The 12539-nt window shown below is 73.1% G+C and carries 9 protein-coding genes; 4 read left to right on the top strand and 5 right to left on the bottom strand.

Translation table 11 applies throughout. The annotated features are described in order from the left end of the window. Nucleotides 1–465: 465 nt before the first annotated feature. Both ACFYNS_RS28795 and ptsP read left to right on the top strand, forming a co-directional pair. On the top strand, nucleotides 466–915 hold the full coding sequence (locus tag ACFYNS_RS28795) for a PTS glucose transporter subunit IIA (protein ID WP_388605719.1): 450 nt from the start codon (nucleotides 466–468) through the stop codon (nucleotides 913–915). A 131-nt stretch (nucleotides 916–1046) separates the two neighbouring features. After that, nucleotides 1047–2717: a phosphoenolpyruvate--protein phosphotransferase gene (ptsP, locus tag ACFYNS_RS28790; RefSeq protein ID WP_388605717.1), complete on the top strand. Its 1671-nt coding sequence runs from the start codon at nucleotides 1047–1049 to the stop codon at nucleotides 2715–2717. 118 nt (nucleotides 2718–2835) lie between these two features. On the opposite strand, the gene ACFYNS_RS28785 is transcribed toward ptsP, so the two are convergent. After that, nucleotides 2836–4857: an acetoacetate--CoA ligase gene (locus ACFYNS_RS28785; RefSeq protein ID WP_388605715.1), complete on the bottom strand. Its 2022-nt coding sequence runs from the start codon at nucleotides 4855–4857 to the stop codon at nucleotides 2836–2838. 206 nt (nucleotides 4858–5063) lie between these two features. On the opposite strand from ACFYNS_RS28785, the gene ACFYNS_RS28780 reads away from it, so the two are divergent. Further along, nucleotides 5064–7517 carry a glycoside hydrolase family 31 protein gene (locus ACFYNS_RS28780; protein ID WP_388605714.1) on the top strand — a complete coding sequence of 818 codons (2454 nt, stop codon included), beginning with the start codon at nucleotides 5064–5066 and terminating at the stop codon, nucleotides 7515–7517. 103 nt (nucleotides 7518–7620) lie between these two features. Here ACFYNS_RS28780 and ACFYNS_RS28775 read toward each other — a convergent pair whose 3' ends face one another. Then, a complete protein-coding gene (locus ACFYNS_RS28775; protein WP_360300953.1) occupies nucleotides 7621–8433 on the bottom strand; it encodes an SAM-dependent methyltransferase in 813 nt (270 codons plus the stop codon). A gap of 129 nt (nucleotides 8434–8562) precedes the next feature. Continuing rightward, a complete protein-coding gene (locus ACFYNS_RS28770) occupies nucleotides 8563–9405 on the bottom strand; it encodes a M15 family metallopeptidase (RefSeq protein ID WP_360300956.1) in 843 nt (280 codons plus the stop codon). 408 nt (nucleotides 9406–9813) lie between these two features. Between ACFYNS_RS28770 and glpK the strand changes: the two genes are divergently transcribed. Further along, on the top strand, nucleotides 9814–11319 hold the full coding sequence (glpK, locus tag ACFYNS_RS28765) for a glycerol kinase GlpK (RefSeq protein WP_360300958.1): 1506 nt from the start codon (nucleotides 9814–9816) through the stop codon (nucleotides 11317–11319). Nucleotides 11320–11515: 196 nt separating this feature from the next. Here glpK and ACFYNS_RS28760 read toward each other — a convergent pair whose 3' ends face one another. Further along, complete coding sequence (locus ACFYNS_RS28760) at nucleotides 11516–12121, bottom strand: ATP/GTP-binding protein (protein WP_360300961.1); 606 nt, start codon at nucleotides 12119–12121, stop codon at nucleotides 11516–11518. Next, nucleotides 12102–12512 carry a DUF742 domain-containing protein gene (locus tag ACFYNS_RS28755; RefSeq protein WP_360300963.1) on the bottom strand — a complete coding sequence of 137 codons (411 nt, stop codon included), beginning with the start codon at nucleotides 12510–12512 and terminating at the stop codon, nucleotides 12102–12104. The genes ACFYNS_RS28760 and ACFYNS_RS28755 overlap by 20 nt, the downstream gene beginning before the upstream one ends. Nucleotides 12513–12539: the final 27 nt, after the last annotated feature.

Here is a 12539-nt window from a genome sequence, read left to right as displayed (position 1 = left end):
CACGCTGTTGAGTTCTCAAGGAACGGACGCTTCCTTCGAAACCAATCGGTTCTGACGATGCAGCACCGGTTTCTCCGGACGTTTGCCCTTTCGCTTCTTCCCAAGCCTACCACCGGATTTTCAGTGGTCCGAACCGCTCCGCGTCGAGGCGCAACGGCCAACGGGCCGAAATCGAGGAGGATTTGGGAGTGCTGCCGACACCTGGGTGCCCGGCAGGCATACGACAGTACAGTGGGCCGCGCGACAGAGGCAAATCGGTTCTGCCCCGGGTCGCGAGCGCAACCGGTCGGGACAGTGACGCACCGGTCCACGACAGGCTGCTGACAAGGCACGACAGGGGGTAACGGGGCGGCCGCGCCTCTTGCGGAATCGGTTGTTCCTATGACTTACGCTTCTGAACGGTACGCCGTCCTGAACAGGTAGCGACGGCGGCTGATCGAGTCTCCGCCCCTGGGAGGTCCCCCAATGACCACCGTGTCGTCCCCGCTGACCGGACGCGCCATCGGCCTGGCCGCCGTGCCGGATCCGGTGTTCTCCGGAGCGATGGTGGGCCCCGGTACCGCCGTGGACCCCGTGCGCGAGCGGACGGAGGCCGTGGCGCCCGTCGACGGGATCGTCGTCTCGCTGCATCCGCACGCGTTCGTGGTCGTGGACTCCGAGGGCCACGGGGTGCTGACGCACTTGGGGATCGACACCGTGCAGCTCAACGGTGAGGGCTTCGAGTTGCTGGCTGCCAAGGGGGACACGGTCACCCGTGGTCAGCCCGTGGTGCGCTGGGATCCGGCGGCCGTGGCGGAGAAGGGCAAGTCGCCCGTCTCTCCGGTCATCGCACTCGAGGCCACCGCGGAGGCTCTCGGGGACGTGCTGGAGGACGGGGACGTCGAGCGCGGGCAGACGCTCTTCGGCTGGAGCTGACGTACGCGCCCGGCCCCTTCTGTCGTGTCGTACCTCCACGCGTCGTCGGAAGTCCCTTCCCTGCGCGTGCGCGGGCCGGGTGGAAACCACTGCGGTGGCCTCGAGGCCGCCGCCGAGCGGAGACGGGTGAGATGGACACAACGCTTCGAGGCGTGGGCGTGAGCCACGGGGTGGCGATCGGCGAGGCGCGACACATGGGCACGGCCGTGCTGGAGCCCCCGGCCAAGCAGATCGCCGCCGATGAGGCGCCGCGTGAGCAGCAGCGGGCGCGGCAGGCGGTGGAGGCCGTCGCCGCCGATCTGGTCGCCCGGGGACATCTCGCCGGTGGTGAGGCGCAGGCCGTGCTGGAAGCCCAGGCCATGATGGCGCAGGACCCCGAGCTGATGTCCGACGTGGAGCGGCGGATCACCGTCGGGAGCACGGCCGAGCGGGCGGTGTACGACGCGTTCGCCGCCTACCGCGCACTGCTGGCCCAGGCGGGCGACTACCTGGCCGGGCGGGTGGCGGACCTGGACGACGTGCGGAACCGTATCGTCGCCAGGCTGCTGGGCGTTCCCATGCCGGGGGTGCCGGACAGCGACCGCCCCTACGTGCTGATCGCGCGGGACCTGGCGCCCGCCGACACGGCGCTGCTGGACACCTCGCTGGTGCTGGGCTTCGTCACCGAGGAGGGCGGCCCGACCAGCCACAGCGCGATTCTGGCGCGGGCGCTCGGCGTGCCTGCCGTGGTGGCGCTCCCCGGCGCGGGTGAGCTGGCCGAGGGCACGGTCGTCGCGGTGGACGGCAGCACCGGTGAGATCGCGGTGAATCCGACCGCCGAGGAGCGGGAGGAGTTGGCCCGCGCGGCCGAGGACCGGAGGGCCGCCGTGGATGCTGCCACGGGCCCGGGTGCCACCTCGGACGGTCACAAGGTGCCGCTGTTGGCGAACGTGGGTGGCCCCGGTGACGTGCCCGCCGCCGTGGAGGCGGGGGCCGAGGGCGTCGGTCTGTTCCGTACGGAGTTCCTGTTCCTGGACGACAGCGAGCAGGCGCCCGGCGAGGACAAGCAGGTCGAGGCGTACCGGCAGGTGCTGGAGGCGTTCCCGGAGGGGCGCGTCGTGGTGCGGGTGCTGGACGCGGGTGCCGACAAACCGCTGAGCTTCCTGACGCCGGCCGACGAGCCGAACCCCGCTCTGGGGGTGCGCGGGCTGCGCACGCTTCTCGACCACCCGGAGGTCCTGCGGGGGCAGCTCAGCGCCCTCGCGAAGGCGGCCGAGGGGCTGCCGGTGTACCTGGAGGTCATGGCGCCGATGGTGGCGGACCGGACGGACGCGCGGGCGTTCGCCGACGCCTGCCGGGAGGCCGGGCTGAGCGCGAAGTTCGGCGCGATGGTCGAGATCCCCTCCGCCGCGCTGCGGGCGCGTTCGGTGCTGCAGGAGGTGGAGTTCCTCTCGCTGGGCACCAACGATCTGGCGCAGTACACGTTCGCGGCCGACCGGCAGGTCGGTGCGGTCTCGCGGCTGCAGGATCCGTGGCAGCCCGCGCTGCTGGACCTGGTGGCCGTCTCGGCCGAGGCGGCGAAGGCGGAGGGCAAGAGCTGCGGGGTCTGCGGGGAGGCCGCTTCGGATCCGCTGCTGGCGTGCGTGCTGACCGGGCTCGGGGTGACCAGCCTGTCGATGGGCGCGTCGGCGATCCCGTTCGTGCGGGCGCAGCTGGCCAAGCACACGCTGGCGCAGTGCGAGCGTGCGGCCGCCGCGGCCCGGGCCGCGGACAGCGGTCCGGACGCGCGGGCTGCGGCGCAGGCGGTGCTGTCCGGGGAGTGACCCGGGCGGCCGCCGTGGAACGGTCGGCCGCAGGAGCGTGGGAGGGCCGTCCCGCTGATGCGGGGCGGCCCTCACGCGCGCGTGGCCGGCCTTCTGCGGCGGTGGGGGGCGCGGTCGGTCAGACGGTGCGCTCGCGGCCGAGCTGCTCGTAGAAGCGGAGCAGTTCGGCGTCGTCGACCGAGCCGGGGTTGACGGCCTTCTCCATGGCGGTGCCCTGGAGGAGGCGTTTGACGGGGACCTCCAGGCGCTTGCCCGTGAGGGTGTGCGGGACGGCGGGAATCTCGATGATCTCGTCGGGCACGTGCCGGGGCGAGAGGCTCTGCCGGATGGTCTGCTTGACGCGGTCCCGCAGCGCGTCGTCGAGGGCGGCGCCCTCCGCGAGGTGGACGAAGAGCGGCATCCAGTAGCCGCCGTCGGCCTGTTCGACCCCGATGACGAGGGACTCGCGGATCTCAGGGAGCCGTTCGACGGCCTCGTAGATGTCGGCCGAGCCCATCCGGACGCCCTGGCGGTTGAGGGTGGAGTCGGAGCGACCGTGGATGACGACCGTGTTGCGGCTGGTGAGGGTGATCCAGTCGCCGTGGCGCCAGACTCCGGGGTACATGTCGAAGTAGCTGTCGTGGTAGCGCGCACCGTCGGGGTCGTTCCAGAACCGGACGGGCATGGAGGGCATGGGCTGGGTGACGACCAGTTCGCCGACCTCGTCCACCAGCGGCCTGCCCTGCGGGTCCCAGGCGGCCAGATCGGTGGCGAGGGAGGGGGCCTGCAGCTCTCCGGTGTGGACGGGGAGCGTGGGGACGGCGCCGGCGAAGCAGCTGCACACGTCGGTACCGCCGCTGACCGAGGCGATCCACATGTCGGCGGCGACCTCGTCGTGGATCCAGCGGAAGCCGTCGGGCGGCAGCGGCGATCCGGTGGTGGCCACGCACTTGACCCGGGAGAGGTCGAAGTCCCGGCCCGGGTGCACGTCCGCCTTGCGGCAGGCCATGATGTAGGCGGCCGAGGTGCCGTAGATCGTCGTACCGGTGCGCTCGGCGACCCGCCACTGGGCCGCCGTGTCGGGGTAGCCGGGGCTGCCGTCGTAGGTGACGACCGTGGCACCCGTGAGGAGCCCGGAGACCAGCAGGTTCCACATCATCCAGCCGGTGGAGGTGAACCAGAAGAAGCGGTCGCCGGGTCCCATGTCGTTGTGCAGGGTGAGCTGTTTGAGGTGTTCGAGCAGGATGCCGCCCTGGGACTGGACGATGGCCTTGGGCAGTCCCGTGGTGCCGGAGGAGTAGAGGACCCACAGCGGGTGGTCGAAGGGCACCTGCTCGTAGCGGGGTTCGGCGTCGAGGGAGGTGAGGTCTGCCCACTCCAGCGCTCCCTCGGGGGCCGGGGTGCCCAGCAGCGGCACATGGACGACCGCGCGCAGGGTGGGCAGTGCGGAGCGGAGTTCGGCGACCGTCGCACGGCGGTCGTGCTCCTTGCCGCCGTAGCGGTAGCCGTCGACGGTGATCAGCACGACGGGCTCGACCTGCTGGAAGCGGTCCAGGACGCTGCGCGCGCCGAAGTCGGGGGCGCAGGAGGTCCAGACGCCGCCGACCGCGGCGGTGGCCAGCAGAGCGACCGCGGCCTCGGGGATGTTGGGCAGATATCCGCTGATCCGGTCGCCGGGGCGGACGCCCAGCCGGCGCAGTTCCTGGGCCAGCGAGGCGACCTGGGAGCGCAGTTGCGCCCAGCTGACCGGGATGGGCTCGTGCGCTTCGTCGACGTGCAGCAGCGCGGGCCCGGCGGCGCGCTCGGGGTCCTCCGCCGGGCGCAGCGCGTGCTCGGCGTAGTTGAGCGTGGCGCCGGGGAACCAGTCGGCTCCGGGCATGGCGGCGTCGGCGAGGACGGTCTCGTACGGGGTGCTGAAGCGGACGCCGGACCAGTCGGCGAAGGCGCCCCAGAAGGTGGCCAGGTGCTCGGTCGACCAGCGGTGCAGTGCGGCGTACGAGGCGACGGGGTCGCTCGGATCGGGCTCCGGTGCGCCGTGGTGCCGGGCCGCCCACTCCTGGAAGCGGGTGAGGCGGGCCGAGGGGAAGGCACCGGGGTCGGGCCGCCAGAGCGCCTCGGGCTGCGAGGTCCGGGCGGTCCTGTCGCTGTGTGCTGCGGTCATGGCGTGGCGGCTCCCTGACGTCCTGTACGCGTCGTCGCGTCCCTTCGCGCGGGACGATGCCATGTGGTCATCCGTTGTGCCAGGGCGGGTGTCACACAGTGCGGCTGTGTGCGGTGTGGGGAGCACACGGCGCGCAGGGTGACCACCGGGTGAACGGCCACTGAACAGCCCTGACGTGGGCGGTTGCCGGTGGCAGGCTGAGCAGCATGGACGGGCGGGGCCTGGGGCGGTCGGTGAGGGTGTTCGGTGCGGGTCGGGGGGCGCGGGCGCTGCGCGCGGCGTGGCGCAGGCGGCGGGCCGACGCGACGGGGCTGCCGCGGCAGCGCGCGGAGCGGGCGCGCACCCCGGGCGAGGCCGCGGGGGCGGAGGCGGGTCCGGGCGGCGGCCGGGTGTGCTTCGCCCGGTCGGCGCTGGAGGTGCGGGTGACGGCGGGCGGGGCGGTGTTCCTCGGGTGGGACGGCGCGGAGCCCGAACCGTCGTACGCGCTGGCGGGTCCCTGCCCGGAGGCCGACCCGCGGGCGCGGTTGGAGCCGGACAAGGACGGCGGCTGGCGGGTGGTCTCCGAGCGGATGCTGGTGACGGTCTCGCGCCGCGGGGCGGTGGAGGTGCGCACACCGGGCGGAGCACTGCTGCGCCGGGACCTTCCGCCCCGCTGGTGGGAGTCGGACGAGGCCGCAGCGGGCGGTCCCCGCTGGATGCAGCGCTCGGAGCTGCCCGCCGACGCGCGCTTCTTCGGGCTGGGCGGCAGGAGCGCGGGCCCGCGGCTGCGGGAGGGTGCGTACCGGCTGTGGAACGGCGGCGCCGACACCCGCGGCCGGGGCGCGGGCCCGGTGCCGGTCGCCATGCCGGTGCTGGTGAGTGTGGTCGACGCGGGCACCTTGCTCGTCTTCCACGACAACTCCTGGGACGGCTGGGTGGCGGTACGGGAGGGCGCCGAGGGGCGGGGATCTGGCCACGATCGGCCGGCGCGCTGCGAGGTACGGATGAGCGGGGGGCCGATGCGGTACTGGGTGGTGGCGGGCGCCCCCTCCCGGGTGCTGCACGGCTGGGCGGCGCTGACCGGGGCGCCCGCCGTACCGCCCCGCTGGGCGTTGGGCCACCAGCATGTGCATCAGGGCCGGGCCGGGGAACGCGAGCTGCGGCGGCTCGCGGACGGCCACCGCGCGCACGGGCTGCCGCTGAGCGCGCTGCAGCTGGATTCCGGCACCGGGTGGGGCGGGCGCACCGCGGGCCCGGAGCGCTCGCCGGAGGCGGCGGGCGCGGAGACTCCCGGCGGCACGGCTCCCTCCGGGAACCCCGGCCGCTCGGCGGACGGGGACGCGGCGGCGGGGCGGTCGGAGACGGCGGCGCGGCTGCGGGGGGACGGCGTGGAGCTGGTGTCGGTGGTGCGGCCGGGGGTGGTGGCCGAGCCGGGCTGCCCGGTGTTCGACAGCGGCACCGCGGCGGACGTGTTCGTGCGGGACGCGGCGGGCCGCACGGTGCTGGGCGGTGCACGCCGGGGGGATGCGGCCTTCCCCGACTTCACGGACCGGCGGGCGCGCAAATGGTGGGGCGCGCTGTTCGCCGAACGGGTCGAGCAGGGCTTCACCGCGGTCTGGCACACCGGTGACGAGCCCGCGTCGCTGTGCGCCTTCGGCGAGGCGACGCTGCCCCGCTCGGCCCGGCACGCGCTGGAGGGCCGGGGCGGCGACCACCGGGAGGCGCACAATCTCTACGCGCTGGCGATGGCGAAGGCGGGCTGCGCCGGGATGCGGGAGCTGCGCCCCCAGGAGCGCCCGTTCGTGCTCGCGGGTTCGGGGTGGGCGGGGAGCCAGCGCTACGGCGGCATCGGCACCGCCGCGCCGGAGGCCGGGTGGGAGGGGCTGCGGACCACGCTGTCGCTGGTGCTGGGTCTGGGGTTGTGCGGAGTGCCTTTCGCGGGGCCGGACGTGGCGTCCCCGGCCGGCCGCCCCTCTCCGGAGCTGTATCTGCGCCGGCTCCAGTTGGCCGCGTATCTGCCGCTGCTGCGTACCCGGACGGCGGGACGCGCCGCCGGTGCGTCCTGGGAGGCCGCGGCGCCCTGGGGGGTGGGTGAGGAGCTGCTGGGGCATGTGCGCGCGGCGCTGGCGGAGCGGGAGCGGCTGCTGCCGTATGTGATGACGCTGGCTCAGCTGGCGCACCGTACGGGCACCCCTTATGTGCGACCGGTCTGGTGGCAGCATCCCCGGGACCGGGCGCTGCGCGACTGCGAGGACGCGTTCCTGCTGGGGGACGCGCTGCTGGTCGCGCCAGTGCTGGAGGCGGGTGCGCGGACGCGTGCGGTGCGGTTGCCGCCGGGCCGGTGGTACGACACGCGCACCGGGCGCCGGCACCAGGGCCCGGCGACGGTGCGGCTGCCGACGCCGTTGGCGGGGCTTCCGGTGCTGGCACGGGCGGGATCGGCGATACCGGTGCGGGGTGCCGGTGGGCGCACGGAACTGGAGGTGTGGCCGCCGGTTCCGGGGCGTACCGGAGGCGGGCTGCTGATCCCCGATCCGGGTGCCGGAGGGGGGCGCCCGGCCGCCGAGAGATTCACGGTGCGCGGCGGGCAGGGCGGGGCCGTACTGGTGGAGGGGGAAGGCGGTGCGGCGGTGGAGTACGCCGTACGGCTGGGCCGCCCGCTGGGCTCGTCAGCCGGATGAGCCCGGGCCGGCGTACCGAACGGCCGACGCGCCGGCCCGGCACGCCCCGGCCCGGCGGGCGTACCGGACTGGGCCGGGCCGGGCCGGGCCGGGGCCCGTGGGCTCACGGCTTGCGTCCGACTCCTCCGTAGCAGGCGATACGGGGCGGCTCGCCGAACGGCAGTGCCTCGGGACGCCAGTGCGGGAGGGAGACGATGCCCGGTTCCAGTACTTCCAGTCCCTCGAAGAAGCCCGCCATCTGCTCGGGGGTGCGCGGCGTGTAGGGCACGGCTCCGCTGCCCGCGTTGAAGCGGCGGATGGCCTCGACGTAGGCGGGGTCGGTGGTGCTGCCGTCGTTGTAGCCCAGGTAGCTGCCGGGCGGCAGCGCGTCCAGCAGTTCGCGGGTGACGGCCCGTGCCTCGTCCTCGTCCTGGACCAGGCCCAGGACGCCCATCAGCATCAGGCCGACGGGCTGGTCGAGGTCGAGGGTCTCGGCGGCGGCCGCGAGGATGGTGGCCGGCTCGCGCACGTCGGCGTGCAGGTAGCTGGTGGCGCCCTCGCGGGTGCTGGTGAGCAGGGCCTGGGCGTGCGCGAGGACGAGGGGGTCGTTGTCGACGTAGACGATCCGGGATTCCGGTGCCACCCGCTGGGCGATCTCGTGGGTGTTGTCGACGGTGGGCAGGCCGGTGCCTATGTCGAGGAACTGGCGGATGCCCGCCTCTCCCGCGAGGTGGCGTACGACGCGGCCGATGAAGGCCCGCGAGTGCCGGGTGATGTCGACCATCCCGGGGAAGACGTCGCAGACCTTGTCGCCTGCGGCACGGTCGACGGCGTAGTGGTCCTTGCCGCCGAGGAGGTAGTTCCAGATGCGCGCGGAGTGCGGGACCGTGGTGTCGATCTGCGTCGCGGGCCGTTGGTCCTTCGTCCGTTCGGTCATGGTGGGCTCCCCTGCTCGGCGGTGCTGCTGCGGGTCCGGTGTCCGGCTGCCGCCTCAACCTAGCGCCAAAGGTACGGCCACCGGAGCCACCCGGACGCTTTCGGCCGGGTGACTCCGGTGGCGGCGGCCTCAGTGGTGCGGGTGGTGCGGATGGTGCGGGGTCAGCGAGCGGCGGGAGACGGGAAAGTCGAAGTAGGTGTCGGGGAAGGTCTCCGGTTCATGGGTGAAGTGCCACCACTCCTCCGGCAGGTTGGTGAAGCCCTCGTGCTCCAGGGTGCGCTTGAGCAGCAGCCGGTTGGCGCGCTGCTTTGCGGTGACGCGGGGGTCGTCGGTGTGCGCGAGGGTGTCGAAGCAGTCGAAGCCGGTCCCGGTGTCGACGGAGTTGTCGGGGAACCGTTCCTCCTGGGGCGCGTAGCACGGCACCAGCGGTTCTCCGGGGTGGTAGGGGCGGGTGGGCCGGGAGGGCAGTTCGGCGACGGTGATGTCGACGGTGCTGCCGCGGCTGTGTCCGGACTTCTCCGCGATGTAGCCGTCCTCGAAGAGCCGGTTCTTGGCCACGCGCGGGTAGAACTCGCGCTTCATCCGCTGGTCGTCCAGGTCCTTGGCCCAGCGCACGAAGTGATCCACGGCCCGCTGCGGGCGGTAGCAGTCGTAGACCTTGAGCGTGTAGCCGCGCCGCAGGAGGGAGCGCTGGGCTCGGGCGAGCGCCCGGCCGGTGTCCCGGGTGACGAGGCACATCGGCCGGCGGTAGCCGTCGATGCGCTCTCCGACGAAGTTGTGCCGGGTGAAGTAGCGGATGTCCTGGCGGATGGTCGGGGCCACGTCGTGCAGGGCGACGAACTCCTCGGGCGCCTTGGGCTCATGGCCGTGCCCGGATGCGGCCTGAGCTGCGGGGACGGGTGCGGCAGCGAGGGCGAGGAGAGCGGCGGTTGCGGCGAGCGGGGCCCGAGGGGCGGTGCGGATGCGTCTCATGCCCCTCTCCTCTACCAGGGAACGGAGAATCGGGGAACGGTGGCTCGGGATCACCCCCGTCGGTCCCGTGCCACCGTTCCTGATTCGTCTGGACGCCAGATCCCCGGGAGCGGTTCACGTGAGGGGTGGGACGTGCGGGGACGTGAGGATCTGGTGACACCGTGGTGACAGTCGCAACAGGAGGGTCGCAGACGGGGCGCGTCGAGGCGGTCCTGCGCTCGGCCTTGACTGCCCCTCAGCCGCGCTGAACACTGCCGTCACGCTCATCGCGGGCACCGCCGTCAGCCGGGTGGAGCCGCCGATCGGCGGGGCCTGCGGGCTCTGCTCGGCGGGGCTGCGGCGTACCGCTCCGCGAGGCCGCATTCTGATCGTGACGTCCGAACGCACCTATCGAGGGGTCGTCAAAACATGACGGACAAGTACGTCGCTGCCATCGACCAGGGCACCACCTCCAGCCGCTGCATCGTCTTCGACCAGCAGGGCGGAATCGTCGCCGTCGACCAGCAGGAGCACCGCCAGATCTTCCCGAAGCCGGGCTGGGTGGAACACGACGCCGACGAGATCTGGACGAAGGTCCAAGCCGTGGTCGGGGGCGCGTTGGAGCGGGCGGGGCTGCGCGCCGACCAGCTCAGCGCCATCGGCATCACCAACCAGCGCGAGACGACGGTGCTGTGGGACCGCGCGACGGGCAGGCCGGTGCACAACGCCATCGTCTGGCAGGACACCCGGACCGCCGGACTCTGCACGGAGCTGGGCGGCGAGGTGGGCCAGGACCGCTTCCGGGACCGGACGGGGCTGCCGCTGGCCAGCTATTTCGCCGGGCCGAAGGTCGCCTGGCTGCTGGACAACGTGCCGGGACTGCGGCAGCGCGCGGTCGCCGGGGAGATCGCCTTCGGCACCATGGACTCCTGGCTGATCTGGAATCTGACCGGTGGTGTCGACGGCGGACGGCACGTCACCGATGTCACCAACGCCTCCCGCACCATGCTGATGAACCTGGAGTCCCTGGAGTGGGACGCCTCGGTGCTGGAGGCGATGGATGTGCCCGCCGCCGTGCTGCCGGAGATCAGGTCCTCCTCGGAGGTGTACGGCACGGCCGTCGGTCAGCTGGCCGGGGTGCCGGTGGCCTCGGCGCTCGGCGACCAGCAGGCGGCCGTCTTCGGACAGACGTGCTACGGCGTGGGCGAGGCCAAGAACACCTACGGCACCGGTTCCTTCCTGCTGCTGAACACCGGCAACCGGCCGGTGCCCAGCAAGCACGGGCTGCTGACCACGATGGGCTACCGGCTGGGCGACGAGGCTCCGGTCTACTGCCTGGAGGGCTCCATCGCGATCACCGGCGCGCTGGTGCAGTGGTTCCGCGACCAGCTCGGCATCATCGACGACGCGGCGGAGATCGAGACGCTGGCCGCCAGTGTCGAGGACAACGGCGGGGCCTACATCGTGCCCGCCTTCTCGGGCCTGTTCGCGCCGTACTGGCGTTCGGACGCGCGCGGTGTCATCGCGGGGCTCACCCGGTACGTGACCAAGGCGCACCTGGCACGGGCCGTGCTGGAGGCCACGAGCTGGCAGACCCGCGAGGTGGTCGACGCGATGTACCAGGACAGCGGTGTGGAGATCACCTCGCTGAAGGTGGACGGCGGCATGACCGCCAACAGCCTGCTGATGCAGCACCAGGCGGATGTGCTGGGCGTGCCGGTGATCCGGCCGGTGATCGCCGAGACGACCTGCCTGGGCGCGGCGTACGCCGCGGGGCTGGCGACCGGCGTGTGGTCCGGTCTGGAGGAGCTGCGCGCCCACTGGAAGAGGGACGCCGAATGGACTCCCTCGATGGGCGAGGAGGAGCGCGAGAAGGAGTACGCGAACTGGCACAAGGCCGTGGAGCGGAGCTTCGGCTGGGAGCAGTCCGGCTGAGGCCCTCCCGGGCGGGGCCGCGGCGGCCCCGCCCGGGAGGTCGGCGCGGGCCCCGGGAGACGGCACGAGCGGCCGCAGGACAGCGCGCGGTCCGAGAGCCGCGACGGCGCCCGGGTCCGACGGAGACCGCCGGGCCGGGAGACGCCGGGAGACGGAGCGCGCAGCGGGCACCTGCACAGCGGGCGGAACTCCGCCCTCAGGTGCCGGCTGTCGTCCGGGTGGCGAGGTGCATGGCGTGCTGGACCACCGAGACGAGGACGTCCCGCGCGGATTCGCGCTGCCGCGCGTCGCACAGCAGCACCGGTATCCCGCCGTCCAGGTCGAGGGCCTCGCGGACGTGCTCGACGGGGTACCGCTCGGCTTCGTCGAAGCAGTTGACCGCCACCGTGAAGGGAATGCCGCGGCGCTCGAAGTAGTCGACGGCCGCGAAGCTGTTCTCCAGCCGCCGGGTGTCGGCGAGCACCACGGCGCCCAGCGCACCGGTCGCCAGTTCGTCCCACAGGAACCAGAACCGGTCCTGGCCCGGTGTGCCGAACAGGTACAGCACCAGCTCTTCGTTGATGGTGATCCGGCCGAAGTCCATGGCGACGGTCGTGGTGGTCTTCGCCTCCACGCCGCGGGTGCTGTCCACGGGGCGGCTGGCCTCGGTCAGCAGTTCCTCGGTGCGCAGCGGTTTGATCTCGCTGACCGCCCCCACCAGTGTGGTCTTGCCGACGCCGAAGCCGCCGGCCACCAGGATCTTCAGTGTGACCGGTTCGGCGGGGGCCTTGCTGCCGCGCCGCTCAGAGCGCCCGAAGACCATTGATCACCTCTCTGAGGATGCTCTCGTCCGGCAGTTCCGCCGGAGGAACGGGGCGGGTGACGCGTACCAGTGCGGCCTCCAGCAGATCGCCGATCAGCACGCGTACCACCCCCACGGGAAGGTCGAGCTCGGCCGCCACTTCCGCCACCGACAGCGGCGAGCGGCAGAGCGCGACGATGTCGTGGTGCTCGGGGACGAAGGAGTGGTCGGAGAGGAGCGCGTCCTCGGCGGCGGACACCGCGTCCGGCTCCGCCCCGCCACCGTCGTCGACGATGACGAGGGCGATGAGGTCCAGCTGCGTGTCCGTGCCGCCGCTGCGGGTGCGGCCGCGGGTCATCGCGTACGGCCGCACCACGGGTCCCGCCGCGTCATCGAACCAGTGGTCCGCCATGGCCGGCCCGCCTCCTCCCGCTCCTCG

It is taken from the genome of Streptomyces sp. NPDC006925 (assembly GCF_042869575.1).
Taxonomy (GTDB): domain Bacteria; phylum Actinomycetota; class Actinomycetes; order Streptomycetales; family Streptomycetaceae; genus Streptomyces.
This window is presented reverse-complemented; position numbering and strand designations above follow the sequence as displayed.